This is a genomic window from Limnohabitans sp. (assembly GCF_044373035.1).
In the GTDB taxonomy this organism is placed as follows: domain Bacteria; phylum Pseudomonadota; class Gammaproteobacteria; order Burkholderiales; family Burkholderiaceae_C; genus Limnohabitans_A.
In genome coordinates, this window is record NZ_JBILQU010000012.1 from 12,660 (window position 1) to 36,555 (window position 23,896).

The window sequence follows — 23,896 nt, forward strand, 5'->3', positions numbered from 1 at the left end:
ATACCCAGAAAACCTATGAAGCACATTTCTTTTTTCATCTTCGCCATGAGCTTGTCCTGTGTTGCCCTGGCCCAGCACAGCAAAAAAGAAGTCGAACAGGACATCGCACGCCACCGCGCCATGGCCGAGGCGCACGAAGCGGCGGCCAAATGCCTGGAGTCGGGCAAAAAACCGGAGCAGTGCACCAAAGAGCTGCAAACCGCTTGCCGAGGCTTGGCGCTGGGCAAGTACTGCGGCATGAAGCACGTCCATTGATGCCGGCACCCTGAGTGCCCCATGTGACTCCGGCGAGCCTGGCGAGTGCTGGCCCCCTTCCAGCATCGTCTTTATGAATTTTGACCACCCTGTTTTGTCTTCGCTGCTGCCTGTGGTCTTTTTGATCGGCGTGGGTTTTGTGGCCGGGCGAGTCCGGCTCATGCGGCCCGAGTCGGTGCGCGATTTGTCCAACCTGGTGTTTCTGGTGCTGACGCCAGCGCTGCTGTTTCGCACCATGAGTTCGGTGCACCTGGAGCGCTTGGACATGCGCCCGGTGTTCCAATACTTTTTGGTGGCGGCGGTGCTGTTTTTTGCCATGTTGATCGCCTATGGTCGCGATTCGCGCGCTTCGGTGTTGGCACTGGCTGGCATCTTCAGCAACACCTTGATGATCGGTGTGCCCCTGATCGGCCTGGCCTATGGTGGGGCGGGGCAGGTTTTGTTGTTCACCCTCATCTCCTTGCATGCCCTGGTGCTGCTGACCATGGCCACCGTGGTGCTGGAGTTGCAAATGGCCAGCGAGCAAGCCGCTGCTTCTGGCCAAAAAGGGCAACTGTGGCGCACCGTCGGGCAGGCCATCCGAAGCGCCGTGTTGCACCCTGTGCCGTTGCCCATCATCGTGGGCCTGCTGTATGCGCAAACTGGCTGGGGTCTGCACCCGGTGCTGGACAAACCCTTGCAATTGTTGGGCAGCGCCTTTGGCCCCATCGCGCTGGTGCTGGTGGGCATCACGTTGTCACAAACCCCCGTGGGTAAAAACCTCTCAGCAGTTGTGCGGTTGTCTTTGGTCAAGACCGTTTTGCACCCCGTTCTCATGTTGGCTATGGGTTGGGCTTTGGGCATGCGCGGGTTGGCCTTGTCGGTGATGGTGGTGGCCGCCGCTTTGCCTATTGGAGCCAACGTGTTTTTGTTCTCGCAGCGTTACCACAAGGAAGAAGACACCGTCACCGCTGCCGTGGCCATCTCGACGTTGATGGCCCTGTTGGGCATCTCTCTCGCCATGGCCTTGCTGCCCTTGTTGCCAGCCTGATCCCACCAAGACAGCCAGGCGCATTGCCGTCTGAGGCTGGTTCGTCGTATCCGCTCAGGGCGCCAGCCGCTCGCGCAGCCATTGATCGCCTGCGGGTGTGTAACGCAGCCGGTCATGCAAACGGCTTTTGCGGCCTTGCCAAAACTGCCATTGGTCGGGCACCAGGCGGTAGCCGCCCCAGTGCGGTGGGCGAGGCGGTTGCAGCATGAATTGCGCTGCGTATTTGGCGGCGTTGGTCACCAGGACGGCGCGCCCGTCGATCACCTGGCTTTGTGGTGAAGCCCATGCGCCAATGCGTGAATCGAGTGGGCGGCTGTGGAAATAGGCGTCGCTTTCTTTGTCGCTGACCTTTTCGACACGGCCTTCGATGCGCACCACGCGCTCAAGCTCAACCCAGTGGAACTGCAACGCCGCAAAGGGGTTACCCGCCAGCTCTTGACCTTTTTGGCTGTCGTAATTGGTGTACCAGACGATGCCGCGCGCGTCACAGCCCTTGATCAGCACCACCCGCGTACTGGGGCGCAGGTTGCTGGCCACGGTGGCCAGCGTCATGGCGTTGGGTTCAGGCACTTCGGATGCAATGGCCTCTTGCAGCCATTGCTCAAATTGAGCCAATGGGTTGGCGTGCGAGGCGTTTTCGTTGAGCTCGGCTTTTTCGTAGCTCTTGCGCAGGTCGGCAATGTTCATGGTGCAAGTATAGGGATATGGCCTTTTGAGGCTTTGAGTCTGCTCAATTCAGGGGCCTTTGTGCTGAAGGGATGCCATGCGCTTTGACCGTTACGGGTGGGTCGTCCGCACCACGCCCAACCTCAACGCCCAACGCTCAGTCGGCGTGGCGCAGCAAAGTCGCCAAGGCCCGGTCTTCGATGCCGTGCTCTTGCAGGCTGCGGTAGGTCTGCATCGCATAGTCCAGCGTGGTGCCAAAGCGGCCGCAAGCTTGCTGAAAAATTTGCCGATAGCGCTCGGCTGGCAAATGCCCCGTGTAGCTGGGGCTGCTGCGGGGCAATGTGAAGGCCAAAGCCCGTACCGTGCCTTGTGGGGTGGCACAGGGCAGCCAGCTGGGGGTGTAGACGTCCATGGGCATTTCCCGCTCCCACAGCCGCACCAGCACCGCATCAGCCTGGTCTCGGTCCACCCGGTAGGCCACGCCTTGGCAACTGCCGCCGGGCAACAAGGCAAACACCAGACCTGGGCACTCGGGGCTGCCCCGGTTCAGGCGGCTCCACATTTTCAGGGCGCGGTGCCAGCCCCAGACGCGGCTGAGGTGCTGCTCCTGGGCTTCGAACTCGGGGCGCCACAAGAGCGAGGCGTAGCCAAACACCCACAAATCCTGACCGGCGGTTTGCGCCCGGAAGTGGTCGAGCAAATCGCCCTTGAAGTGCGTAGGTGTCATGTCAGTGGCGGGTGCCCGGGTTGTGTCGGCGTGGGTGTCGGTCATGTGCAACGAGGCCCTATTACAATGTCTGCATTATTTTCGGAGAAAAAACCCATGTCGACCCAAGAAGATGACAACCAACCCGTGGCTTTGGCCGTTGTGGCAGCAGCAGTCTTGCTGGCTGTGGGCCTGGCGGTCGGCTTTGGCATTGCCAAAAGCAAAAAAGCAGCACCTTCAGCGCCAGCGGCAGTGACAGCGCCAGCGGCCGAAGCTTCTGCGCCAGCCGCTGACGCATCAGCGCCTGCAGCGGACGCTTCTGCCGCGCCTGCCGCAGCGCCCGCCGCCGCGAATGCATCCTCTGCCAAGTGAGACGTCACGGGACAGCCAAAAACCCGCCTCGGCGGGTTTTTTTACGGCGCTCATCTGTCGTCAGCAAGTTGTACCTTGTCTGTAACCTGCCAAACGCGCTGAAGCAGGGGAACGCGGTTACCATCGGTCATGTAATTTAGTTACTACGCCCCATCCGGCGTCAAAACATGAATCTTCACCCGATTTTGGTGGCCGTCACAGCCCGCATCACCGAGCGCAGCAGCGCCACCCGCCAAGCCTATTTGCAGCAAGTCGAGGCTGCAGCCAGCCAAGACCCCGGCGCCCAGCGCCTGGGCTGCGCCAACGTTGCCCACGCCTTTGCCGCCATGCCGGAGGGCGACAAGAGCCGCGCCACGGCGCTCGACAAGATCAAAGTCGTGGCCCCGCGTGCCCCCAACATCGGCATCGTCAACGCCTACAACGACCTGCTCTCGGCCCATGCGCCGCTGCAGCACTACCCCGATCTCATCAAGGACGAAGCGCGCAAGCTGGGTGCCACAGCCCAGGTGGCTGGGGGCGTGCCCGCCATGTGCGATGGCGTCACGCAGGGCACGCCCGGCATGGAGTTGAGCTTGTTCAGCCGCGACGTGATCGCCATGGCCACGGCGGTGTCGCTCAGCCACGATGTGTTTGACGCCGCGCTGATGCTGGGTGTGTGCGACAAGATCGTGCCGGGTCTGTTGATCGGGGCCTTGCATTTTGGCCATTTGCCCACGGTGTTTGTGCCCGCAGGCCCCATGACCAGCGGCTTGTCGAACAACGAAAAATCCAAAGTGCGCGAACAAGCCGCATTGGGCTTGGTGGGCCGCCCCGAGCTGCTCGAAGCCGAATCGAAGGCCTACCACGGCGAAGGCACTTGTACTTTTTACGGCACGGCCAACAGCAACCAGATGCTGCTCGAAGCCATGGGCCTGCAGGTGCCCGGCACGGCCTTCATCAACCCGGGTGAGGGCATGCGCGCTGAGTTGACCCGCGAAGCGGCACGGACGGTGCTGTCCCTGGTCAAGGACCAAAACTTCACCCCCATTGGCCGCTTGGTCGACGAGCGCTGCATCGTCAACGCCATGGTCGCCTTGCTGGCCACGGGCGGCTCGACCAACCACCTGATCCACTGGGTGGCGGTGGCGCGTGCGGCGGGCATCGTGATCGATTGGGACGACTTTTCTGCCCTGTCGGACGTGGTGCCGCTGCTGAGCCGCGTGTACCCCAACGGCAGCGCCGACGTGAACCAGTTCCAGGCCGCAGGCGGGCCCGGTTACGTGATTCGCGAGTTGCTCGATGCGGGCCTGATGCACGCCGATGTGCTCACGGTGCGCGCTGGCGGCCTGCGTGAATTCACCCGCATCCCGTCTGCCCAAAATGGTCAACTGGTTTGGAACGAGATCGGGGCCAGCCAAGACGAGACCGTGGTGCGCCCGGCTTCCAGACCGTTCAGCGCAACGGGTGGCCTCAAGCTGTTGCAAGGCAATCTGGGCCGCAGCGTGATCAAAATCTCGGCTGTACCGGAGGCCTTTCACACCATTGAAGCGCCGGCTCGCGTCTTCTGCTCGCAAGATGAGCTGCATGCCGCGTTCAAGACGGGTGAGCTGGACCGCGATGTCGTGTGTGTTGTCCGCTGGCAAGGCCCGCAAGCCAACGGCATGCCCGAGCTGCACAAGCTCACGCCGCCGCTGGCCGTGCTGCAAGGCAAAGGCTTCAAGGTGGCTTTGGTCACCGATGGCCGCATGAGCGGTGCCTCGGGCAAAGTGCCGGCTGCCATCCATGTGTCCCCCGAAGCGGCTGCCGGTGGTCCACTGGCCAAGGTGCAAGACGGCGATCTGATCCGTTTGGACGGCATAGCGGGCACCTTGCAAGTGCTGGTGACTGAAACCGAGTGGGCCGCCCGTCCGCTGGCCGCCATGCCCGCCGAGCTGCGCGCCGCCAACGGCGTGGGCATGGGCCGCGACTTGTTTGCCAACCTGCGCCGCAACGCGCTCAAAGCCGAAGAAGGAGCCTGCACATGGCTGTGAATCTGAAGGGTCGATTGACCGCCCTGCAAGTCATGCAGGACGCCCCCGTGATCCCGGTGATCGTGCTGACCGACGTGGCCCATGCCGTGCCCATGGCCCGCGCCCTGGTGGCGGGCGGCATCCGCATGCTCGAAGTCACGCTGCGCACCCCGCAGGCGCTGGCTTGCATGGAAGCCATTGCCAAAGAAGTGCCCGGAGCCGTGGTCGGTGCGGGCACGGTGCGCAGCGCCGCCGATGCGGCCGCAGCGGCCAAAGCGGGTGCTCGTTTTGCGGTGAGCCCCGGTTACACCAAAACGGTGGGCCAGGCCTGCCGCGACCATGGTTTGTCATTGCTGCCCGGAGTGGCCACTGGCAGCGAAATCATGATGGCGCAAGAAGACGGTTACACCGAACTCAAGTTCTTCCCCGCCATGCAAGCGGGTGGCCCCGCCATGCTCAAGGCCTGGAGCGGTCCGTTCTTTGATGTGAAGTTTTGCCCTACGGGTGGCGTGACCGCAGCCAATGCGCAAGACTTTTTGAGTCTGCCCAATGTGGCTTGTGTGGGCGGCTCATGGCTGGTGCCCGCTGACGCGCTGGCCCAAGGCGATTGGGCACGCATTGAAGCGCTGGCGCGCGCGGCCAGTCAGATTCAGCGCAAGCCCTGACCCGCTGCGTACTCGGCCCGTTGGATCAGCTCGACCTTGTAACCATCCGGGTCGGTCACAAAGGCGATCACGGTGCTGCCGCCTTTGACGGGGCCGGCTTCGCGTGTGACCTTGCCGCCAGCCGCTTTGATTTTTTCGCAAGCGGCATAGGCATCGGGCACGCCCAGGGCGATGTGGCCATAGGCCGTGCCCATCTCGTAGCTTTCTGTGCCCCAGTTGTAGGTCAATTCCAGCTCGGCATGGTCGGGGTTATTGCCGTAACCCACGAAAGCCAGCGAGTATTTGTACTCGGGGTTTTCTGAGGTGCGCAGCAGCTTCATGCCCATCACGTGGGTATAGAAGTCGATGGAGCGCTGAAGGTTGCCCACGCGCAGCATGGTGTGAAGAAGTCTCATGGTCGGAGTCCTGGAGGGTGAATAAAAAAGTTTGCACACCGCATTGTCACCAACGCTGCTGGGCAGGGCAATAAGTGCATGAAAGGGTTTGGACTCATACAGGTACGGTGTAGTTCAGTGCCATGCGCCCGCCGTCCACGGTGACGATCTCGCCCGTGATGTAGCTGGCCGCATCGCTGGCCAAAAACGCCACCACCTTGGCCACTTCGTCGGGTTCGCCCAGGCGTTTCATGGGCGTGCGCATCATGATTTTTTTCTCGGCCGCTTCGCTGGTCAGCACCGCCTGGCGGGCCAGTTCGGTGGCAATCGTGCCGGGTGCCACCGCGTTCACGCGGATGCCGAAGTCGGCCAGGGCCAAAGCCATGGCGCGCGTCAGTTGGTTGATGCCGCCTTTGCTCACGTTGTAGCTGGCGATGTTGGGGATGGCCAGCACCGCGTTGACCGAGCTCATGTTGACGATTGAGCCGCCCCCGGTGCTTTTCATGGCACGGGCTGCGGCCTGGCCCATCAGGAACGAGCCCTTGATGTTCACGTTGATCACGGCGTCGAAGTCTTCTTCGGTCACGTCCAGAAAGTCGGCGGCCCGAAAGATGCCCGCGTTGTTGACCAGCACGTCGATGCGGCCAAAGGCCTGCAGGACATGGTCCACCAGGGCGTCCACATCGGCCTTGCGCGAGACGTCGCAGGCCATGAATCCCGCGCTGTGGCCTGCGCTGCGCAATTCGGCCGCCACGGCAGTGCCGCGCTCGCTGTTCACATCGGCCAGCACCACATGGACGCCTTCGGCGGCAAAGCGCCGGGCACAGGCCTCGCCAATGCCGTTGGCCGCGCCGGTGACGATGGCCACGCGGCCTTGCAGGCCAAAGGAAAGGGCATTGGACAGGGTAGGTGGGGTGGGCATGTCTTGGTCTCCTGGCAGCTGGTTTGAATTGGGGTTCATGCTGCCACAGTCTGGTGGGGTGGTCTGTCACATTCAAGCGGGGGGAAGATATTTTGCAGTCCGTGTCACGCTCAGGCGCTGCCAGGCCCTTAGGCAGCGACAATGCAAGCATCGCCCGCTCAGGCATTGTCCAGGACATTCCCCTTCATGACCCCGTCATTCCCCAGTGCTCCCAAGCCTGCTGCCCCCGATTTGTGCGAACCCTGCGCGGGCATTCAGCGCCATTGGCGCAAAGCCCCTGGTCATGCCGAACTGGTGCAAGGCACCCACAGCCGTGAAGACCGTGGCCACGGCCAGGCCAGCTTCACCCGTTACCGCTGCGACCGCTGCGGCGCGGCCTGGGAATACGAAAACAACAAGGCCAACCAGCACGCAGGCTGGGCCTTGCTTGAACACTGAAGCCGCCCCATGAAAGCACCACCGAGGCTGCAAGCCCTGGTCGAAGAGGGCCTGATCGACACCGTGGTGCGTCAGCTCATGAGTGGCAAAGAGGCCATGGTCTTTGTGGTGCGCTGCGGCGAAGAGACCCGCTGCGCCAAGATCTACAAAGAGGCCACCCACCGCAGCTTTCGGCAAGCGGTGGATTACACCGAAAACCGCAAAGTCAAGAACTCGCGCTCGGCCCGCGCCATGGCCAAGGGCAGCAAGTTTGGCCGCCAAGAACAAGAAGCCGCCTGGCAAAGTGCCGAGGTCGATGCGCTCTACCGCTTGGCTGCAGCCGGTGTGCGCGTGCCCCGGCCGTTCAACTTTTTTGACGGCGTACTGCTCATGGAGCTGGTCACCGACGCGCACGGCGACGCTGCGCCGCGCCTGAACGATGTGGCCTTCACGCCCGCGCAAGCGCTGCAACACCACGCCACCCTGATCGGTGAAGTGGTGCGCATGCTGTGTGCGGGCGTGGTGCATGGCGACTTGTCAGAGTTCAACATCTTGCTGGCGCACGTCCCCGGCGAGGGCGATCTGCCCGGCGTGGACGAGCCGGTCATCATCGACTTGCCCCAAGCGGTGGACGCGGCCGGCAACAACCACGCGCAACGCATGCTGCTGCGCGATGTGGGCAACCTGCGCGACTTTTTCGGACAATTTTCCCCTGCACTTTTGAAGACCGACTTCGGCCCTGAAATCTGGAGCCTGTACCAAGCCGGGTTGCTCAGCAACGAGACGCCGCTCACGGGCCATTTTGAACGGTCCACCGCCGATGTGGACATGGCCGCGGTGCTGCGCGAGATCGACGATGCGCGGGACGAAGAAGCCGCCCGCCAACTGCGCATGGCCACGCCGGCGGCTTGAAGGACGCTTCGGGCATGAAAGCGCCCCACGCCGTCTCGCGCCTGCGCGCTGAACGCCTGGCCCGCAGCGCCAAACCCTTCTTGGCGCGTGGCGGTATCAAGGGCGAGCGCTGCACAGGCTGCCGCTTGGTGCCCAGCCACTGCCTGTGCGGTGTGCGACCCGAGGTGGCCACGCAATCGGGCATGTGTTTGCTCATGGCCGACATCGAACCCCTCAAGCCCAGCAACACCGGCTGGTTGATCGCCGATGTGGTGTCAGACACCTTTGCATTTGGTTGGGCCCGCACCGAGGTGGACCCGGCCTTGTTGGCGCTGTTGGTTGATCCGCAGTGGCAAGCTTTTGTGGTGTTTCCGGGCGAATTTGTAAAGCCCGACCGGGTGGTGCAAGCGGTGCAGCCTTTGCCTTGTGGTCAGCGTCCGCTGTTCATTTTGCTGGATGCCACTTGGCCCGAAGCGCGCAAGATGTTCCGCAAAAGTCCCTACCTGAACGCCTTGCCCGTGCTCAGCCTGAATCCCGAACAGGTCTCGCGCTACCAGTTGCGCCGCTCCCAGCGAGATGACCACTTTTGCACCAGCGAAGTGGCCGCCATGTGCCTGGAGCTGGCGGGCGAGGCGCACGCAGCCCACACCCTTGAGGCCTACTTGGACGTTTATACCCACCATTATTTGCAAGCCAAGCACCAGCTGCCGCCGCAGTGGGACGGGCCCGCGCACACTTGCTTGCAGGGATTGAAGCAGGCTTGAATTGGGGTTGAAAAGAGTGGCGCGCTGCCTGCTTGGGCGGCATCCGCTACCATGAGCGCTCAATAAATTTGCCCGGCAACGGGTCTACTTGGAGAAAACAATGTTCAGTCATGTGATGGTGGGTGTGAAAGACTTGGAAGTGTCTAAAAAGTTTTACGACGCCGTGTTGGGCACCTTGGGTTATGGCCCGGGCGTGGCCAACAACAACCGTTATTTCTACCGCAGCCCCACCGGCACTTTTGCCATCACCACGCCCATCAACGGCGAGCCGGCTTGCCACGGCAACGGCAGCACCATTGGCTTCACCGTGAAGTCGGCTGAGCAGGGCGACGCCTTCCACGCGGCCGGTGTGGCCAACGGCGGCACCACTTGCGAAGACCCACCCGGTTTGCGTGAAGGCCCCGCAGGCAAGCTTTACCTGGCCTACCTGCGCGATCCCGACGGCAACAAAATCTGCGCCTTGCACCGTCCCGGTTGATTGTTTGGGTTTTTGAAAAGGATCGGTTGTGTCTGAAGCTGCCCACCCACACGCCGTGCACGTCTCGCGCACCATCGAACGCCTGGTCACCGGCCAGGCCACGTCGGATGGCGCGGGCGTCAAGCTCAGCCGCATCCTCACGCAAGACCTGCAGCACCGGCTCGACCCGTTTTTGATGCTGGACGCCTTTGGCAGCGACAAGCCGGACGACTACATCGCCGGGTTTCCGGACCACCCGCATCGGGGCTTTGAAACCGTGACCTACATGATCGCCGGGCGCATGCTGCACCGCGACAGCGCGGGCAACGAAGGGCTGCTGCAAAACGGCGGCGTGCAATGGATGACCGCAGGCCAAGGAGTGATCCACTCCGAAATCCCGCAGCAAGCCGACGGCGTGATGGAGGGCTTTCAGCTCTGGCTGAACCTGCACAGCTCCGAAAAAATGCAAGCGCCCTGGTACCGCGATTTCCAAAACGCGCAGCTGCCGCAGTTTCAGACACCCGAAGGCGTGGCCGTCACGGTGATCGCAGGCAGCAGCCACGGCGTGCAGGGTGCCGTGACCCGTGAGATCACGCAACCGGTTTATCTGGACGTGCACATGCCGCAGGGCGCACGTTTTGAGCAAACACTGCCCGAAGGCCACAACGCCTTTGTGTACGTGTACCGGGGCGAGGTGCGCATCGCAGGGCAGGCCGTGCCCCTGCAGCGCATGGCCATTTTGAAAAACACACCGCAGGCCGATGGTGTGGTGATCGAAGCCAGTGCCGATACCAAACTCATCCTGGTGGCGGGCCAACCGCTCAAGCAACCCATCGTGCAGTACGGCCCGTTTGTCATGAACACCAAGGAAGAAATTTACCAAGCCTTGGCGGATTTTCGGGATGGGCGGCTGGGGGAGCGGACCTGAATATAAAAGGCATTCAATTTGGCGTCTTTTAAAATGTCATTTGGAATGTCTTTTATGAACAGGAGGCCGTTATGGACACGATTCTCAGCAAGAGCAGCATCAGCGTCACCGAACTCAAACGCCATTACGCCAGCATCTTGGCGCAAGCCGACGATGAACCGGTAGCGGTACTCAACCACAACCGGCCAGAGGCCTACTTGGTGCCTGCGGCGTATTTTGAGCGGTTGCTCAACCAACTCGAAGATTTGCAAGACGCACAGCTGGTTCGACAGCGTGCCAATGGCCCTTTCATCGAGATCAACCCCGATGACCTTTAAGCTGCGATTTCACGAGCTGGCCTGGGCCGAATGGCAAAAGTTGGATGGCAGCGTCAAAGCGCCGATCAAGAAAAAACTACTGGAACGATTGCAAGAGCCTCGGTTGCCATCGGCGGCTTTGTCCAACATGCCCGACTGCTACAAGATCAAGTTGCGACAGGCGGGTTACAGGTTGGTGTACAGGGTGGATGACGATACTGTTTTTGTCACGGACATCGCCGTGGGAAAACGCGATAAAAATTTGGTCTACGACACGGCCATGACCCGGTTGCCTTGATCTTCAAAGACCCAGACCCAGACCCTGTGCCTTTCAACGGCCTCAGGTGGCTTGCCAGGTCCGCACAAATGCCGCTGCCTTTTCGTGCACCAGCTCAGCACTGCGCCCCGGCGCGTACAAAGCCGAACCCAAACCAAAACCGCTCGCGCCTGCGGCGCGGTAAACGGCCATGTTGTCGGGCGTGATGCCGCCCACCGGCATCAAGGCCGCAGCTTTGGGCAGCACGGCGCGCAGGGCTTTGACAGTGGCCGGTGAAATCATCTCGGCCGGGAAGAGCTTGAGCCCATGGGCTCCTGCATCGAGTGCGGCAAAGGCTTCGGTGGGTGTGGCCACGCCGGGCAGCACCACCATGTTCAGGGCCAAGGCCTGCGCGACCACGGCCGGGTTGAAGTTGGGGGCCACAACCAAGCGACCACCTGCCGCGTGAACCTCCTTGACCTGCTGCGCGTTCAGCACGGTGCCTGCGCCGATCAGGGTTTGCGGAAATTGCTGAGACAGTGCGGTGATGCTTTTGAAGGGCTCGGGCGAGTTGAGGGGCACCTCGATGATGGCAAAGCCGCTGCTGACCAGCGCCTCACCCATGGCCGGAGCTTCGGCAGGAGTCAGGCCGCGCAAGATGGCGATCAGGGGCAGTTGGGCCAGGGCTTGGGACAAGATCGAGGCGGGGTTTGAGGATGGTGTCATGGTGGGGTGTTGTGGAATGTTTCAGGGCGTGTGCCACGCTCATCGCCCACGGGGTGGACTCCTACAGGGGGGTGATTTGCGAGGCTCAGCATGTTGATGCCAGTGCGAACAGGCCCGCCCAAGTGGCTTCAGCGCCGTGGCTTTGGCAGGCGATGCCCAGGTGTTGCAGGGCCAGGGTGTAGCGCAGGGTCAGGGCTTCGCTGCCGATCAGGATCACGGGCCTATCCTGCGATGGCGACAGACTTTGGGTGCGCAGCTCTTCACCAATCAACAGGCCCGACAAGTAACTGGGCAATTGGGCCGCGCTGAGGCGCTCAAACAAGCCCAGGGTGCGCACCGCAAACAGGTGGTGCAGCACGCTGCCCGTTTGCTGACTTTGGTCCACGCCTTGCAAAAATGTCGCTTCGTCGAAGGCCCCGTTCAGGTCAAGGGTCTTGCCCAAAATCGAGTGCTGACTCATCAGCGCAAACACCTCGCCGGTCATGAAGGTCTGGAACTGCGTGACGCGGCCACCCTGCACCTGCCCCCATTTGCTGTGCGTGCCGGGCAGCACCAGGGTGGCGCTGTCGCGTCCTGCCAGTTGCAATGCACCAAAAATTTGCACTTCTTCGCCGCGCATCACATCGGGGGTGTTCAGCGTGTCGGCGTTCGTGCAGCTCAGGCCCGGCACCAGGGCGATGCGATCGGGCTGCAGCCACAGCAGGTGCTGGCCCAACTCGGCAAAGCCTGCGGGACAGGGGCAGTAGGGCGCTTCTTGCCAGCCCTGGCGGCTGCCTGCCATGCCCGAGATCAGGCACAGCGCACGTGGCTCTTGCATCCAGTCGCTAAAGAGTTCGAGAAAGACCGCTTCAAACTGGCCGGGGGGCACCGTGAGGATGCCGCGTGGCCAGGCGCGTGACTCCAGCACTTGGCCCGTGGTCCCCAGCCGCGCACCACGCAGCGAAGAGGTGCCCCAGTCGATGGCGATCACGGGCCGTTGGGGAGAAGACGGGTGTGAAGCGGAGGTCTTCATGTGTGTGAGCCTTTATCGAGCAGGTTTAAAACCGCATCGCGCCCAGGCAAAGGGCTCACTGCCCCGATGCCCTGCACCGACAAGGCGGCTGCGGCGTTGGCGTAGGCCGTGGCGTCCCACAGCGTGTGGCCCGAAGACAGTTGCGCCAACAAGTTGCCCGCAAAGCAGTCCCCTGCGCCAGTGGCGTCGCGTGCCTGCACGGCATAACCCGGCACGCTGCGGCGCTGGGTGCCGTCGCTGGCCAACGCGCCATCGGCCCCCAGCTTGAGCACCACCTGCGCTGCGCCGTGGGCATGGCTCCAGTCGATGATGTCTTGCGCTTGCGTGAGGCCCGTGAGGGCGGTCATGTCTTCGAGGCTGGGCAAGAACAGATCGCACAGACTCACCGCATGGCGGATGCAGGCCTGCGCCCGGGCCAGCGGCCACAACGACAAGCGCAAGTTGGAGTCGAGCGCCACCTGTGTGCCGCTGCTTCGGGCGTGCTGCATGGCGGCAAACGCGGTGTCGCAGGCCGAGCTTGAGATCGCCAGCGAGATGCCCGACAGGTGCAGCCAATGGCTGCTGGCGATGGCGTCTTGCCAGTGCGCGAGGTCTGTCGGCTGCATGCGGCTGGCCGCCGACCCCGCACGCGCATAACTGAAGTGGTGGCCTTGAGCGTCGTGGCTCACAAAATACATGCCGGTGGGCGCTTGTGCGTCATGCAGTACCTTGGTGATGTCCACGTTTTCGCGCTGCCACAAGTCCATGAGTCGCTCGCCCCAGCGGTCGGTGCCCAAGCGGCTCAGGTAAGCCACGCGTGCGCCTGCCCGCGCTGCGGCAATGGCGGCGTTGCTGGTGTCACCGCCAAAGCCTTGCAGGTACATGGGCGGCTCGTCGGGGGCTTGGCCCGGGGTTTGGTTGAACTCGACCATGGCTTCGCCCAAGGCCACGATGTCGAGGGTTTTGGAGGGGTGTGTCATGTGAACAAAAGCAAAACAGCTTCAGTGGGCGGTGGGAGAATCGAAGTTGGATTGTCCACGCGGTGAATGGAGCACAGAACCATGGAACACGATTTTGTACTGAACGCTGCTTGCAAAGGCTTCCCCTTGGCGGCCGAGCCTTGCGCGGTGTCGCAGTTGGGCGCGCGCGGCTGGCATTTGCTGGATGACGCGCTGGCCTATCCGGTGGCCGTGTTGCGTCGCCCAGCGCTCGCGCATAACCTGGCCTGGATGCAGGACTTTGTGCAGCGCAAAGGCGTGGCCCTGGCTCCGCACGGCAAGACCACGATGTCGCCCGAGTTGTTTCGCATGCAACTGCAAGCCGGAGCCTGGGGCCTGACCTTTGCCAATGTGCACCAGCTGCGCGTGGGACTGGCAGCGGGGGCGCAGCGCGCCATCATCGCCAACCAGCTGGTGTCCGATGCCGATCTGGACGGGCTGGATTTTTTGTTGCGACAACACCCGCAAGCGCGTGTCTGGTTTTTGGTCGATTCGCTGGCGCAATTGCAGACCTTGACCGACTGGGGCGCACGGCGCGGTCAGCCGCGTTGTTGGGATGTGCTTTTGGAGCTGGGCATCGCGGGCTACCGCACGGGCTGTCGCAGCCACGAACAAGCTTTGGCATTGGCGCAGGCCATGGCCGAGTCGGGCGTGGTGCGTTTGGGCGGTGTGGAGTGCTACGAGGGCGGGCTGGGCCAGTGTGACAGCGCCCATGACATGGAGGCCGTCAGCGCCCTGGTGCGCGGAGTGCAGGCGCTGGTGCAGCAAATCGATGCGCAGCACCTGTGGGGCGATGACGAGGTCTTGTTGTCGGCAGGTGGTTCTGCCGTGTTCGATCTGGTGATCCCGATGCTCAAAACCCAGGTCCAAAGCCGTCCGGTGCAAGGCGTGTTGCGCTCGGGTTGCTATGTGACGCACGACCACTGGAACTACGCCCGTTACCTGAAACTGGTGGAGGCGCGTGAGGGCTTGAGCGAATCGCTGCAGCCCGCGCTGGAGGTGTGGGCCAAGGTGCAGTCGGTGCCCGAGCCGGGGCTGGCGATTTTGAGCGCGGGGCGGCGCGATCTGTCGTTTGACCAGTGCATGCCCATGCCGGTGCGCTGGGCGGCACGCGGTCAACGTGGCGAGGGTGCCATGCAGGCCACGCCCGAGTCCTGGAAAGTCAAGGCGCTCAGCGACCAGCACGCGCACATGGTGTTTGCTGCTGAAGGTGTCTGGCCGCAAGTGGGCGACCGTGTGGCCTTGGGCATTTCTCACCCCTGCACCACCTTCGACAAATGGCGTTGGATGGCTGTCATCGAAGACGACGGGCGCATCAGCGGGGCGATCAGCACGCATTTTTGAGGGGTGAAGCCGTGTGAAAAAGAAAAGGCCGCCACGCAGCAAACGCGTGGCGGCCTTTTTCTAAGCTCACTTCAAACCGTTCAAGGCCTCGGCCGGGTAGCCCGGGCGGGTTTTGCAGTCCTCGATGTACTGCTCGATGATGGCTTCGTAGCTGGCATCGGCCCTGAGGCCCAATGCTTGAGCACGCTCAAAGGTACAGCCTTTGGCCCAGTTGTCCACGATGGCGGCGATGCGTTCGTCTTTTTCAAAATTCACGCGGGCACGCACGGCGGGGCCGGCGACTTTTTCCAGCGCGGCCAGCATGTCGCTGACCTTCACGTTCAGGCCCGGCAGGTTCAGTGCCATGCGGCCACCAAAGGCTTCGCGGCTGGCCTCGAACACGGTGATCAGGCCATGCACGGTGGTGCCCGGCGAAGAGATGGGGTGCGACACATGCGCGTCCACAGGGCAGGTGGTGGCCGTGCCTGCCAGCGGCTCGCGGATGATGCCGCTGAAGAACGAAGACGCGGCACCATTGGGTTTGCCGGGGCGCACGGCCACCGTCATCAGGCGGGCGGCGCGGCCGTCGATGTAGCCCTTGCGGGTGTAGTCGGCCACCATGTACTCGATCATCAGCTTGTGCGTGCCATACGACGTTTGCGGCGTCGGCAAAGTGGTGTCGGCCACCAGCGCAGGCATGGGGTTGGCCGCATCGGGCCCGAACACCGCAACCGAGCTGGCAAACACCAGGCGCGAGGCTTTCCCCGAGGCGCGGATGCTGTCGAGCAGCAAGCGCGAGCTGTCCACGTTGGAGCGCAGGCCCAAGTCAAAGTCGAGTTCGCACTCGCCCGACACGGCTGATGCGAGGTGGAACACGCCATCAAACCCGCTCTTGAACAAATCGCCTTGCGCCAGCATGGGGCCTGCATGGCCTTTCACGCGTGGGTCGGCCAGCAGGTCGGCAGGCGCGGGAAAGAGGTCGGCAATCACCAATTCGCTCACGGTCTGGCCGTTGAGTTGGCCGCGTTTCAAAATCTCGCGGGCCAGACGTGCGCCCAAAAATCCGGCACCGCCGGTGATCAAAATACGCATGGTTTTTCCTTGCAAATCAGTGGTTGTCTTTGGGCACGGCCGAGCCGCGCTGGCCGACCAAAAAGTCCATGTCCGCGCCTTCGTCGGCTTGCAGCACATGGTCAATGTAGAGCTTCCAGTAGCCCGAGTTCATGGCGGGGGCAGGCTTTTCCCACAGGTTCAAGCGACGCGCCAGTTCTTCGTCGCTGATGAGCAGTTGCAGTTTGCGTTCGGGCACGTTGAGCTCGATCATGTCGCCGTTTTGCACAACAGCCAGCGGTCCACCGGCGGCGGCTTCGGGGCTGGTGTGCAGCACCACGGTGCCATACGCTGTGCCGCTCATGCGGGCATCTGAGATACGCACCATGTCGGTGATGCCTTTGCGCAGCACCTTGGGTGGCAGCGGCATGTTGCCCACCTCGGCCATGCCGGGGTAGCCCTTGGGGCCGCAGTTTTTCAAAACCAGAATGCAGCTCTCGTCCACGTCCAGGCTCTCGTCGTCGATGCGTTTATGAAAGTCGTGGCTGTCTTCAAACACCACAGCGCGCCCGGTGTGCACCATCAATGCGGGGGTGGCCGCGCTGGGCTTGATGACCGCGCCGCGTGGCGCCAGGTTGCCGCGCAAGATGGCGATGCCGGCTTTCTCTTTGAAAGGCGCATCGTATTTTTTGATCACGCGGGGGTCGTAGTTGACGGCAGCTTCGTTGTTCTCGCGAACGCTCTTGCCACTCACGGTGATGATGTTGGCATGCAGCAGGCTTTCGATTTCTTTCATGACCACCGGCAAGCCGCCTGCGTAGCAAAAGTCTTCCATCAGGTGCTCACCAGAAGGCTGCATGTTCAGGATGCAGGACATCTCACTGCCCAGTCGCTCAAAGTCGTCGAGCGTGAGTTTCAAACCCAAACGACCGGCGATGGCGATCAGGTGAATGACGGCGTTGGTCGAGCCGCCAATCGCGGCCAGCGTGCGGATGGCGTTTTCAAATGCCTCGCGGGTCAGCACTTTGGTGATGGTCTGGTCGGTGTGCACCATCTCTACAATGCGACGACCCGATTCGCGCGCCAAAACATTGCGTCGCCCATCCACGGCAGGAAAGGTGGCATTGCCCGGCAAGCCGATGCCCAGGGCCTCTACCATGCAGGCCATGGTGCTGGCGGTACCCATGGTCATGCAGTGGCCATGGCTGCGGTGCATGCAGCTTTCTGCATCGAAAAAATCGGCCAGCTTGAGGGTGCCCGCGCGCACTTGCTCGCTCATGCTCCACACGCCGGTGCCCGAACCCAATTCCTGGCCGCGCCACTTGCCGTTGAGCATGGGGCCACCTGACACACCAATGGTGGGCAAGCCCACGCTGGAGGCACCCATCAGCAAGCTGGGGGTGGTTTTGTCGCAACCCATGAGCAACACCACGCCGTCGATCGGGTTGCCGCGAATGCTTTCTTCGACGTCCATGGACGCCAGGTTGCGGTAGAGCATGGCGGTGGGTCGCAGCAGGGTTTCGCCCAGCGACATGACGGGAAATTCAAGCGGGAAGCCGCCCGCCTCGTAAACGCCAATCTTGACCTGCTCGGCCAAGGTGCGAAAGTGGGAGTTGCAGGGGGTCAGTTCGCTGAAGGTGTTGCAGATGCCAATCACCGGACGGCCATCGAACTGGTCGTGCGGCACGCCCTTGCCCTTGACCCAGCTGCGGTAGGCAAAGCCGTCGCGGTCCTGGCGGCCAAACCATTGCTGGCTGCGCAGGTCTTCGGGTTTTTTGCGGGGAGGGCTGCCGTTGTTGTCGCTCATGGGGTGCTTCCGGTGAAGGGTCAAAAAGTCAAATATGCAGAAATATTATCGTATGATGATTAAAAAGCAAGAGGATCTTGTAAAAACAGTGACACGCAGGAAAACCCTATGTGGAAAAATAAAATTACTAGGGTTTACCAGAGTGGTGAAGGGCGTCTCAATCATCATATGATAAGTCCGTTGCCAACATTGCTATGACCAAAAATTTTCACAAACACACCCTCGACTTGTTGGGTCACGCCATCCTGTCAGGCCGTTATACGGTAGGGGCCAGTTTGCCGCCCGAACCGCTGCTTTGCGAAGAGTTTGGCGTCAGCCGCACCGTGGTGCGCGAGGTCATCAAGTCCTTGGTGGCCAAAGGTTTGTTGTTCACTGGTCCCAAAGTTGGTACGCGTGTGCTGCCAGATGCCGACTGGAACTGGTTTGACCCCGATGTCGTTTCCTGGCAAGCCCAATGCGGCTTGACACCTGGTTTTTTAAGAGACTTGCAAGAGCTTCGCCGCGTGGTGGAGCCTGCCGCCGTGCGTTTGGCGGCTGAGCGGGCCACGACTGAAGACATTGCTGTGATTGAAGCTGCTTATTCAGGCATGAAAAATGCAGTGGAAGAGGGGGGTGATTACGTGACGCACGACATGCGTTTTCACCAAGGCTTGCTACAGGCTTCACACAACCGCATGCTGGTGCAAATGAGCAAGGCCCTGAACGCATTGCTGCGGACCAGTTTTGAAATTTCCACCCGCATTAAGGATGGTCCGAAAAATTCGTTGCCGTTGCACCGTGCAGTGCTCAATGCGGTGATTGCCCGCGATCCGGTTAAGGCCGAGCGGGCCATCATGGTCTTGATTGAAGGGGCCAAAGACGACATTGACTTGGTGCTGTCCTCGCGCAAAAAATTACCCACGGTGTCTGGCATGGCTACACCCATCAAGACCCAAGCAAAACGGACACCGGTCAAAACAAAAGGACTCTCCAAAGTCATGAGCAAAATCAAAAATCCAAAATCAGGGGCGGCACTTGCGAAAAATCATTGATCCCTTTTTTAAGCTCCTTGAGTTCCTGGTCGTGGCCTGCCTGGTGGCCATGGTCATCATGGTCTTTGGCAACGTGGTGCTGCGCTACGGTTTCAACTCGGGCATTTCCATCTCGGACGAGATGTCGCGCTACTGCTTCATTTGGCTGACCTACATCGGGGCCATGGTGGCCATGCGCGAGAAGGGCCATTTGGGCGTGGACACGCTGGTGCGGCGCTTGCCCTTGGGCGGCAAAAAACTGTGCTTTTTCTTGAGTGAAGCGATGATGCTCGGCTGCAACATGCTGTTCTTTTGGGGCACTTGGAAAATGCACGATCTGCAAGTGACCAATATTTCGGTGGTGGTGGGCATTTCCATGATCTGGATTTATGGCATTGGGTATGTCACGGCCGCTGTCATGGGCATCATGAACGTGCACCAGTTGTTCCAATTGTTGACTGGACAACTGGCTGAGGCGGATCTGGTGCTGGTGGTCGAGTCGGAAGACAAAGTGGTCCTTGCCGAGATCGAGCCTGAAGTGCGAGGCCGCGCATGACCATCGCTGTTTTTGTCTTCAGCTTGCTGGGGGCCATGGCCCTGGGCATGCCCATTGCCTACGCCTTGCTGGTGTGTGGCTTGAGCCTGATGGCCTACATGGCCAGCAACGGCATGATCAACGCGTTTGACAGCCAAATCTTGGCGCAGCGTTTTGTGGACGGTGCGGACAATTTCCCCTTGCTCGCGGTGCCGTTTTTCTTGTTGGCCGGAGAGTTCATGAATGCGGGCGGATTGAGCCGCCGCATCGTGAATTTGGCCATGGCCTGGGTTGGCCATTTCCGTGGGGGCTTGGGTTACGTCGCCGTCATGGCCGCCGTGATCATGGCTTCGCTCTCGGGTTCAGCCGTGGCCGACACGGCGGCATTGGCGGCCTTGCTGATCCCGATGATGAAGCGGGCGGGCTACAACGTGGGCCGCTCGGCCGGATTGATCGCCTCGGGCGGCATCATCGCGCCGGTGATTCCGCCTTCCATTGGCTTCATCATCTTCGGTGTGGCCGCCAACGTGTCCATCACCAAATTGTTCTTGGCGGGCATCGTGCCGGGCCTTTTGATGGGCGTGGCGATTGGCTTGACGTGGTGGTGGGTGGCCAAGCGCGAAAACGTGCAGCCGGGACCGCGCATGAATCTGTCTGAGAAACTGAAAGCCACGCGTGAAGGCATCCTGGCGCTGGGTTTGCCGGTGTTCATCATCGGCGGTATGAAATTTGGCGTGTTCACCCCCACCGAGGCGGCCGTGGTGGCTGCGGTCTACAGCTTTGTGGTGGGCGCTTTCATTTACCGCGAATTGCAATGGTCCAAGCTCTACAGCCTGATTTTGGCAGCTGGCAAGACCACATCGGTGATCATGTTTTTGGTGGCAGCGGCCATGGTCAGCGCCTGGCTCATCACCGTGGCCAACATCCCGGCCGAAGTGGCCCGCATGATGGAGCCGCTGATGGGCAACAAGACCTTGCTCATGGTGGTGTTGATGCTCTTGGTCATTGTGGTGGGCACGGCGCTGGACTTCACGCCCACGGTGCTGATCCTCACACCTGTTTTGATGCCATTGGTCCTCAAGGCCGGCATTGACCCGGTTTACTTTGGCGTATTGTTCATCATGAACAACGCCATTGGTTTGATCACCCCACCCGTGGGCACCGTGCTCAATGTGGTTTGCGGTGTGGCCAAGATCAACATGGATACCGCGTTCAGGGGTGTCATGCCATTCTTGCTGGCACAGTTGGGTGTGTTGGCCTTGTTGATCGCTTTCCCGGCCATCGTCATCGAGCCGATGAAGTGGATGCTGAGATGATTTCTTAACCCTGTGTGTATTTTTTTAAAAGGAGACAGTCATGTTGAAACGCAGAAATCTGGTAGCCCTGATCGCGGGCACTTTCCTGGTGGCATCGAGCGCCATGGCGCAGTTTGCCGACCGCAACATCAAGTTCACCAATGGTGTGAACGAAGACCACCCGGTGGGCGTGGGCGTCAAGAAAATGCAAGAAATTTTGGCTGCCAAGACCGGCGGCAAGATGAAGATCACCGCCTTCTGGGGCGGTGCTGCGGGCGGCGACTTGCCCGCCACACAGGCTTTGCGTGCGGGCACCCAAGAGATGGTGTGCACCTCCAGCTCGCCGCTTGTGGGCATCATCAAAGAGCTGGGCGTGTTCGATTTGCCCTTCTTGTTTGCCAATGAAAAAGAAGCCGACGCCGTGCTGGATGGCGCAGCTGGCAGGTACTTCAATGCCAAGCTGGAAGCCGCAGGCCTGGTGAATCTGGCGTATTGGGAAAACGGTTTCCGTAATCTCACCAACAGCAAGCGTCCGGTCACCAAGCTGGAAGACTTTGATGGTGTGAAAGTTCGCGTCATGCAGAACAACATCTTCCTGGACACCTTCAAGACTTTGGGCACCAACGCTGTGCCCATGGCTTTTGGTGAGGTGTTCACCGCCTTGGAAACCAAGACCATCGACGGCCAGGAAAACCCCTTTGTGACCATTGAGACCTCCAAGTTCAATGAGGTGCAAAAGTTCCTGAGCGTGACGCGCCACGCTTACACGCCTTTCCTGGTGCTCTACAGCAAGAAACTGTGGGACCAACTCAACCCTCAAGAGCAAGCCGTTTTGCGTGAAGCGGCCATGGAAGGCCAGAAAGTGCAACGCGCTGCCAACCGCGCTTTGAACGAAAAATCTTTGGCCAGCCTGAAGACCAAGGGCATGCAGGTCAACGAGGTGAGCGCAGCCGAGCAAAACCGCATCCGTGCCAAAGTCGCTTCGGTGTACGACAAGCACAAGGACTCGATCGGTGCAGACGCCATCAAGGTGGTGCAAGATGAGCTGAAAAAGTCTCGCGGCGGTTGATCCCCTGCGCTCAGCCTTTTTGCTGAACCCAAAAGCTCCACAGCCGACCGCTGTGGGGCTTTTTTAACGACTGAAATGGGTGCTGCCATGAAAATCACGCAACTCGAAACCATCCGCTTGGGTGAATTTCCCAACATCATCTGGGTGCGCCTGCACACCGACGAGGGCCTGGTGGGCCTGGGCGAAACTTTCATGGGGGCGCAAGCAGTCGAGGCCTATTTGCACGAGTGGGTGGCCCCCAAGTTGGTGGGGCAAGATCCGCTGGCCATCGAGTCGCGCCAGCGCGACATCACGGGCTACTTGGGCTGGCGCGGGTCTGGTGTGGAGACACGCGGCAACTCGGCGGTGGACATTGCGCTGTGGGACATTTTTGGCAAGGCCGCTGGCATGCCGGTCTACACCGCCTTGGGTGGCAAGAGTCGCGACGACATCCGCGTGTACAACACCTGCGCGGGTTACCAGTACATCCGCAGCAACGTCAACCAGACCAGCAGCAACTGGGGGCTGGGCAACAACGCAGGGCCTTACGAAGACCTGCAAGGTTTTTTGCACCGCGCCGACGAGGTGGCCGAGTCGCTTTTGAGCGAAGGCATCACCGGCATGAAGATTTGGCCTTTTGACGTGGCCGCAGAAAAGTCGCACGGCCAGTACATCAGCCCGCAAGACCTGAACACCGCGCTGGAGCCTTTCCGCAAAATCAGGAATGCGGTGGGCGACAAAATGGACATCATGGTCGAGTTCCACAGTCTGTGGCGTTTGCCCATGGCACAAAAGATTTCACGCGCCTTGCAAGAGTTCGACACCTTTTGGCACGAAGACGCGATCCGCATGGACAGCCTCGACTTGCTCAAGCAGTACGCGGTGGACTGCAAAGCCTTGATTTGTGCCAGTGAAACGCTGAGCTACAAATGGGGATTCAAGGACTATTTGCAAACCGGTGTGGCAGGCGTCGCCATGCTCGATTTGAGCTGGTGCGGCGGCCTGACCGAAGCACGCAAGATTGCTGCCATGGCCGATGCCTGGCAACTGCCCGTGGCCCCGCACGACTGCACCGGGCCGGTGGTGTGGGCAGCGTCCACACACTTGTCGCTGCACGCGCCCAATGCGCTCATTCAGGAAAGCGTGCGGGCCTTTTACAGCGGTTGGTACAAGGAGTTGGTGACCGAGTTACCGCAGGTGAAGAACGGCATGATCAGCTTGAACGACAAGCCGGGCTTGGGGCTGGAGTTGCTGCCTGATCTGCACAAGCGGGCTGATGCCGTGGTGCGGGTGAGCTGATGGAAAAAGGGGACCTGCGTGGCCCCCTTTTACATGGGTCTTGAAAAATCAACCGCGTCCGACAAACGGCATATTGGTCGCCATCACGGTGGTGAACAAAATATTGGCCGACAGAGGCAGGCGGGCCATGGTCAGGAAGGTCTCGACCACGGCGCTCATGTCCATGCGCGGCTCGGCTTTGATGCTCAGGTCGGCTTGGTGCACGCCCGAGGCCATTTTGAGGGTCATGTCCGAGGCCACGTTGCCAATGTCGATTTGGCCCACGGCGATGCTGTACGGGCGGCCATCCAATGAGGCCGCCCGGGTCAGGCCCGAGATGGCGTGTTTGGTGGCGGTGTAGGCAATCGAGCCGGGGCGCGGCACATGTGCCGAAATCGAGCCGTTGTTGACGATTCGGCCGCCCTGTGGGCTTTGCTCTTGCATCAGCTTGAAGGCATGCGACAAGGTGTAGAACGCACCGTTCAGGTTGATGTCCACAGCGCGGCGCCATTCGTCGCCCGACAGGTCGCCCGGCAAGGTGTAGGGCAGCGAGATGCCCGCGTTGTTGAACACCAAATCGAGGCGGCCAAAGCGGGTGCGAATTTGGTCGAACAGTACTTTGACTTCGGGTTCTTTGGAGAGGTCGGTTGGGATGGCGTGGGCGTGGCCAGCGTTGGGGCCGGCTTCGGCCACTGCAGCGGCCAGTGCGTCGGCACGGCGACCGACCAGGACCACTTGCCAGCCTTCTTTGAGCAGGGCCAGGGCGCAGGCTTTGCCGATGCCGGAGCTGGCACCGGTGACGAGGGCGATTTTGGACATGGTGAGAACTTTCTAGAGAGGACTGCAAA

General features: G+C 61.1%; 28 protein-coding genes. 18 read left to right on the top strand and 10 right to left on the bottom strand.

What is annotated here, in order from left to right:
- Positions 1 to 45: 45 nt before the first annotated feature.
- Complete coding sequence (locus tag ACIQ47_RS03540; protein WP_396436903.1) at positions 46 to 255, top strand: hypothetical protein; 210 nt, start codon at positions 46 to 48, stop codon at positions 253 to 255.
- 73 nt (positions 256 to 328) lie between these two features.
- Positions 329 to 1,285, top strand: a complete 957-nt coding sequence (locus ACIQ47_RS03545; RefSeq protein ID WP_396436869.1) for an AEC family transporter — start codon at positions 329 to 331, stop codon at positions 1,283 to 1,285.
- A 54-nt stretch (positions 1,286 to 1,339) separates the two neighbouring features.
- Here ACIQ47_RS03545 and pdxH read toward each other — a convergent pair whose 3' ends face one another.
- Both pdxH and ACIQ47_RS03555 read right to left on the bottom strand, forming a co-directional pair.
- A complete protein-coding gene (gene pdxH / locus ACIQ47_RS03550; RefSeq protein ID WP_396436870.1) occupies positions 1,340 to 1,972 on the bottom strand; it encodes a pyridoxamine 5'-phosphate oxidase in 633 nt (210 codons plus the stop codon).
- A 136-nt stretch (positions 1,973 to 2,108) separates the two neighbouring features.
- Positions 2,109 to 2,723 carry a gamma-glutamylcyclotransferase gene (locus tag ACIQ47_RS03555; RefSeq protein WP_396436871.1) on the bottom strand — a complete coding sequence of 205 codons (615 nt, stop codon included), beginning with the start codon at positions 2,721 to 2,723 and terminating at the stop codon, positions 2,109 to 2,111.
- Between the two features lie 51 nt (positions 2,724 to 2,774).
- Between ACIQ47_RS03555 and ACIQ47_RS03560 the strand changes: the two genes are divergently transcribed.
- The 3 genes from ACIQ47_RS03560 to eda all read left to right on the top strand — a co-directional run bounded on the left by ACIQ47_RS03560 (position 2,775) and on the right by eda (position 5,682).
- Positions 2,775 to 3,029: a hypothetical protein gene (locus ACIQ47_RS03560; RefSeq protein WP_396436872.1), complete on the top strand. Its 255-nt coding sequence runs from the start codon at positions 2,775 to 2,777 to the stop codon at positions 3,027 to 3,029.
- Between the two features lie 167 nt (positions 3,030 to 3,196).
- Positions 3,197 to 5,038, top strand: a complete 1,842-nt coding sequence (gene edd, locus ACIQ47_RS03565) for a phosphogluconate dehydratase (protein WP_396436873.1) — start codon at positions 3,197 to 3,199, stop codon at positions 5,036 to 5,038.
- Positions 5,029 to 5,682 carry a bifunctional 4-hydroxy-2-oxoglutarate aldolase/2-dehydro-3-deoxy-phosphogluconate aldolase gene (gene eda / locus ACIQ47_RS03570; protein WP_396436874.1) on the top strand — a complete coding sequence of 218 codons (654 nt, stop codon included), beginning with the start codon at positions 5,029 to 5,031 and terminating at the stop codon, positions 5,680 to 5,682. The genes edd and eda overlap by 10 nt, the downstream gene beginning before the upstream one ends.
- On the opposite strand, the gene gloA is transcribed toward eda, so the two are convergent.
- Positions 5,667 to 6,077, bottom strand: a complete 411-nt coding sequence (gloA, locus tag ACIQ47_RS03575; RefSeq protein WP_396436875.1) for a lactoylglutathione lyase — start codon at positions 6,075 to 6,077, stop codon at positions 5,667 to 5,669. The genes eda and gloA overlap by 16 nt on opposite strands.
- Before the next feature lie 94 nt (positions 6,078 to 6,171).
- Complete coding sequence (locus tag ACIQ47_RS03580) at positions 6,172 to 6,978, bottom strand: SDR family NAD(P)-dependent oxidoreductase (RefSeq protein WP_396436876.1); 807 nt, start codon at positions 6,976 to 6,978, stop codon at positions 6,172 to 6,174.
- A gap of 186 nt (positions 6,979 to 7,164) precedes the next feature.
- On the opposite strand from ACIQ47_RS03580, the gene ACIQ47_RS03585 reads away from it, so the two are divergent.
- The 7 genes from ACIQ47_RS03585 (at position 7,165) to ACIQ47_RS03615 (ending at position 11,029) form a co-directional block, all read left to right on the top strand.
- Positions 7,165 to 7,416, top strand: a complete 252-nt coding sequence (locus ACIQ47_RS03585; RefSeq protein WP_396436877.1) for a hypothetical protein — start codon at positions 7,165 to 7,167, stop codon at positions 7,414 to 7,416.
- A gap of 9 nt (positions 7,417 to 7,425) precedes the next feature.
- Complete coding sequence (locus ACIQ47_RS03590) at positions 7,426 to 8,307, top strand: PA4780 family RIO1-like protein kinase (protein ID WP_396436878.1); 882 nt, start codon at positions 7,426 to 7,428, stop codon at positions 8,305 to 8,307.
- A 14-nt stretch (positions 8,308 to 8,321) separates the two neighbouring features.
- Positions 8,322 to 9,050 carry a tRNA-uridine aminocarboxypropyltransferase gene (locus ACIQ47_RS03595; RefSeq protein WP_396436879.1) on the top strand — a complete coding sequence of 243 codons (729 nt, stop codon included), beginning with the start codon at positions 8,322 to 8,324 and terminating at the stop codon, positions 9,048 to 9,050.
- Positions 9,051 to 9,150: 100 nt separating this feature from the next.
- A complete protein-coding gene (locus ACIQ47_RS03600; RefSeq protein WP_396436880.1) occupies positions 9,151 to 9,528 on the top strand; it encodes a VOC family protein in 378 nt (125 codons plus the stop codon).
- Positions 9,529 to 9,556: 28 nt separating this feature from the next.
- A complete protein-coding gene (locus ACIQ47_RS03605; protein ID WP_396436881.1) occupies positions 9,557 to 10,435 on the top strand; it encodes a pirin family protein in 879 nt (292 codons plus the stop codon).
- Positions 10,436 to 10,506: 71 nt separating this feature from the next.
- Positions 10,507 to 10,752, top strand: a complete 246-nt coding sequence (locus ACIQ47_RS03610) for a type II toxin-antitoxin system Phd/YefM family antitoxin (protein WP_296292391.1) — start codon at positions 10,507 to 10,509, stop codon at positions 10,750 to 10,752.
- Positions 10,742 to 11,029, top strand: coding sequence for a type II toxin-antitoxin system RelE/ParE family toxin (locus tag ACIQ47_RS03615; RefSeq protein ID WP_396436882.1), 288 nt, complete (start codon positions 10,742 to 10,744; stop codon positions 11,027 to 11,029). The genes ACIQ47_RS03610 and ACIQ47_RS03615 overlap by 11 nt, the downstream gene beginning before the upstream one ends.
- 42 nt (positions 11,030 to 11,071) lie before the next feature.
- Here the strand turns inward: ACIQ47_RS03615 and ACIQ47_RS03620 are convergent, their stop codons facing one another.
- The 3 genes from ACIQ47_RS03620 to ACIQ47_RS03630 form a co-directional block, all read right to left on the bottom strand.
- On the bottom strand, positions 11,072 to 11,713 hold the full coding sequence (locus ACIQ47_RS03620; protein WP_396436883.1) for a 2-dehydro-3-deoxy-6-phosphogalactonate aldolase: 642 nt from the start codon (positions 11,711 to 11,713) through the stop codon (positions 11,072 to 11,074).
- An 85-nt stretch (positions 11,714 to 11,798) separates the two neighbouring features.
- Positions 11,799 to 12,725, bottom strand: coding sequence for a 2-dehydro-3-deoxygalactonokinase (locus ACIQ47_RS03625; RefSeq protein WP_396436884.1), 927 nt, complete (start codon positions 12,723 to 12,725; stop codon positions 11,799 to 11,801).
- On the bottom strand, positions 12,722 to 13,684 hold the full coding sequence (locus ACIQ47_RS03630; protein WP_396436885.1) for a sugar kinase: 963 nt from the start codon (positions 13,682 to 13,684) through the stop codon (positions 12,722 to 12,724). The genes ACIQ47_RS03625 and ACIQ47_RS03630 overlap by 4 nt, the downstream gene beginning before the upstream one ends.
- An 81-nt stretch (positions 13,685 to 13,765) precedes the next feature.
- Here ACIQ47_RS03630 and ACIQ47_RS03635 point away from each other — a divergent pair, with 81 nt between their 5' ends.
- Positions 13,766 to 15,046 (top strand): alanine racemase, encoded by a 1,281-nt coding sequence (locus ACIQ47_RS03635; RefSeq protein ID WP_396436886.1) that lies wholly within the window; start codon positions 13,766 to 13,768, stop codon positions 15,044 to 15,046.
- Positions 15,047 to 15,112: 66 nt separating this feature from the next.
- On the opposite strand, the gene denD is transcribed toward ACIQ47_RS03635, so the two are convergent.
- Both denD and ACIQ47_RS03645 read right to left on the bottom strand, forming a co-directional pair.
- Positions 15,113 to 16,117, bottom strand: coding sequence for a D-erythronate dehydrogenase (gene denD, locus ACIQ47_RS03640; RefSeq protein ID WP_396436887.1), 1,005 nt, complete (start codon positions 16,115 to 16,117; stop codon positions 15,113 to 15,115).
- A 16-nt stretch (positions 16,118 to 16,133) separates the two neighbouring features.
- Positions 16,134 to 17,882, bottom strand: coding sequence for an IlvD/Edd family dehydratase (locus ACIQ47_RS03645; RefSeq protein ID WP_396436888.1), 1,749 nt, complete (start codon positions 17,880 to 17,882; stop codon positions 16,134 to 16,136).
- 194 nt (positions 17,883 to 18,076) lie between these two features.
- Between ACIQ47_RS03645 and ACIQ47_RS03650 the strand changes: the two genes are divergently transcribed.
- From ACIQ47_RS03650 to ACIQ47_RS03670, 5 genes are all read left to right on the top strand, one after another.
- Positions 18,077 to 18,913 carry a FadR/GntR family transcriptional regulator gene (locus tag ACIQ47_RS03650; protein ID WP_396436889.1) on the top strand — a complete coding sequence of 279 codons (837 nt, stop codon included), beginning with the start codon at positions 18,077 to 18,079 and terminating at the stop codon, positions 18,911 to 18,913.
- Complete coding sequence (locus tag ACIQ47_RS03655; RefSeq protein WP_396436890.1) at positions 18,897 to 19,448, top strand: TRAP transporter small permease; 552 nt, start codon at positions 18,897 to 18,899, stop codon at positions 19,446 to 19,448. The genes ACIQ47_RS03650 and ACIQ47_RS03655 overlap by 17 nt, the downstream gene beginning before the upstream one ends.
- Positions 19,445 to 20,743 (top strand): TRAP transporter large permease subunit, encoded by a 1,299-nt coding sequence (locus tag ACIQ47_RS03660; protein ID WP_396436891.1) that lies wholly within the window; start codon positions 19,445 to 19,447, stop codon positions 20,741 to 20,743. The genes ACIQ47_RS03655 and ACIQ47_RS03660 overlap by 4 nt, the downstream gene beginning before the upstream one ends.
- A gap of 40 nt (positions 20,744 to 20,783) precedes the next feature.
- The gene (locus ACIQ47_RS03665; RefSeq protein ID WP_396436892.1) at positions 20,784 to 21,791 is read left to right on the top strand and encodes a TRAP transporter substrate-binding protein; all 1,008 of its coding nucleotides are present in this window, start codon (positions 20,784 to 20,786) and stop codon (positions 21,789 to 21,791) included.
- Between the two features lie 87 nt (positions 21,792 to 21,878).
- The gene (locus ACIQ47_RS03670; protein ID WP_396436893.1) at positions 21,879 to 23,069 is read left to right on the top strand and encodes a mandelate racemase/muconate lactonizing enzyme family protein; all 1,191 of its coding nucleotides are present in this window, start codon (positions 21,879 to 21,881) and stop codon (positions 23,067 to 23,069) included.
- Positions 23,070 to 23,117: 48 nt separating this feature from the next.
- On the opposite strand, the gene ACIQ47_RS03675 is transcribed toward ACIQ47_RS03670, so the two are convergent.
- Complete coding sequence (locus ACIQ47_RS03675) at positions 23,118 to 23,867, bottom strand: SDR family oxidoreductase (protein WP_396436894.1); 750 nt, start codon at positions 23,865 to 23,867, stop codon at positions 23,118 to 23,120.
- Positions 23,868 to 23,896: the final 29 nt, after the last annotated feature.

Bases quoted from the DNA above. Each gene is read 5' to 3' on its own strand.
- ACIQ47_RS03540 (WP_396436903.1), top strand. From the start codon at position 46: ATGAGCTTGTCCTGTGTTGCCCTGGCCCAGCACAGCAAAAAAGAAGTC.
- edd (WP_396436873.1), top strand. From the start codon at position 3,197: ATGAATCTTCACCCGATTTTGGTGGCCGTCACAGCCCGCATCACCGAG.
- ACIQ47_RS03555 (WP_396436871.1), bottom strand. From the start codon at position 2,723: ATGACCGACACCCACGCCGACACAACCCGGGCACCCGCCACTGACATG.
- pdxH (WP_396436870.1), bottom strand. From the start codon at position 1,972: ATGAACATTGCCGACCTGCGCAAGAGCTACGAAAAAGCCGAGCTCAAC.
- ACIQ47_RS03660 (WP_396436891.1), top strand. From the start codon at position 19,445: ATGACCATCGCTGTTTTTGTCTTCAGCTTGCTGGGGGCCATGGCCCTG.
- ACIQ47_RS03630 (WP_396436885.1), bottom strand. From the start codon at position 13,684: ATGACACACCCCTCCAAAACCCTCGACATCGTGGCCTTGGGCGAAGCC.
- ACIQ47_RS03625 (WP_396436884.1), bottom strand. From the start codon at position 12,725: ATGAAGACCTCCGCTTCACACCCGTCTTCTCCCCAACGGCCCGTGATC.
- eda (WP_396436874.1), top strand. From the start codon at position 5,029: ATGGCTGTGAATCTGAAGGGTCGATTGACCGCCCTGCAAGTCATGCAG.
- ACIQ47_RS03650 (WP_396436889.1), top strand. From the start codon at position 18,077: ATGACCAAAAATTTTCACAAACACACCCTCGACTTGTTGGGTCACGCC.
- ACIQ47_RS03670 (WP_396436893.1), top strand. From the start codon at position 21,879: ATGAAAATCACGCAACTCGAAACCATCCGCTTGGGTGAATTTCCCAAC.
- ACIQ47_RS03675 (WP_396436894.1), bottom strand. From the start codon at position 23,867: ATGTCCAAAATCGCCCTCGTCACCGGTGCCAGCTCCGGCATCGGCAAA.
- ACIQ47_RS03545 (WP_396436869.1), top strand. From the start codon at position 329: ATGAATTTTGACCACCCTGTTTTGTCTTCGCTGCTGCCTGTGGTCTTT.
- gloA (WP_396436875.1), bottom strand. From the start codon at position 6,077: ATGAGACTTCTTCACACCATGCTGCGCGTGGGCAACCTTCAGCGCTCC.
- ACIQ47_RS03585 (WP_396436877.1), top strand. From the start codon at position 7,165: ATGACCCCGTCATTCCCCAGTGCTCCCAAGCCTGCTGCCCCCGATTTG.
- ACIQ47_RS03635 (WP_396436886.1), top strand. From the start codon at position 13,766: ATGGAACACGATTTTGTACTGAACGCTGCTTGCAAAGGCTTCCCCTTG.
- ACIQ47_RS03580 (WP_396436876.1), bottom strand. From the start codon at position 6,978: ATGCCCACCCCACCTACCCTGTCCAATGCCCTTTCCTTTGGCCTGCAA.
- ACIQ47_RS03560 (WP_396436872.1), top strand. From the start codon at position 2,775: ATGTCGACCCAAGAAGATGACAACCAACCCGTGGCTTTGGCCGTTGTG.
- ACIQ47_RS03590 (WP_396436878.1), top strand. From the start codon at position 7,426: ATGAAAGCACCACCGAGGCTGCAAGCCCTGGTCGAAGAGGGCCTGATC.
- ACIQ47_RS03665 (WP_396436892.1), top strand. From the start codon at position 20,784: ATGTTGAAACGCAGAAATCTGGTAGCCCTGATCGCGGGCACTTTCCTG.
- denD (WP_396436887.1), bottom strand. From the start codon at position 16,117: ATGCGTATTTTGATCACCGGCGGTGCCGGATTTTTGGGCGCACGTCTG.
- ACIQ47_RS03600 (WP_396436880.1), top strand. From the start codon at position 9,151: ATGTTCAGTCATGTGATGGTGGGTGTGAAAGACTTGGAAGTGTCTAAA.
- ACIQ47_RS03620 (WP_396436883.1), bottom strand. From the start codon at position 11,713: ATGACACCATCCTCAAACCCCGCCTCGATCTTGTCCCAAGCCCTGGCC.
- ACIQ47_RS03610 (WP_296292391.1), top strand. From the start codon at position 10,507: ATGGACACGATTCTCAGCAAGAGCAGCATCAGCGTCACCGAACTCAAA.
- ACIQ47_RS03615 (WP_396436882.1), top strand. From the start codon at position 10,742: ATGACCTTTAAGCTGCGATTTCACGAGCTGGCCTGGGCCGAATGGCAA.
- ACIQ47_RS03595 (WP_396436879.1), top strand. From the start codon at position 8,322: ATGAAAGCGCCCCACGCCGTCTCGCGCCTGCGCGCTGAACGCCTGGCC.
- ACIQ47_RS03645 (WP_396436888.1), bottom strand. From the start codon at position 17,882: ATGAGCGACAACAACGGCAGCCCTCCCCGCAAAAAACCCGAAGACCTG.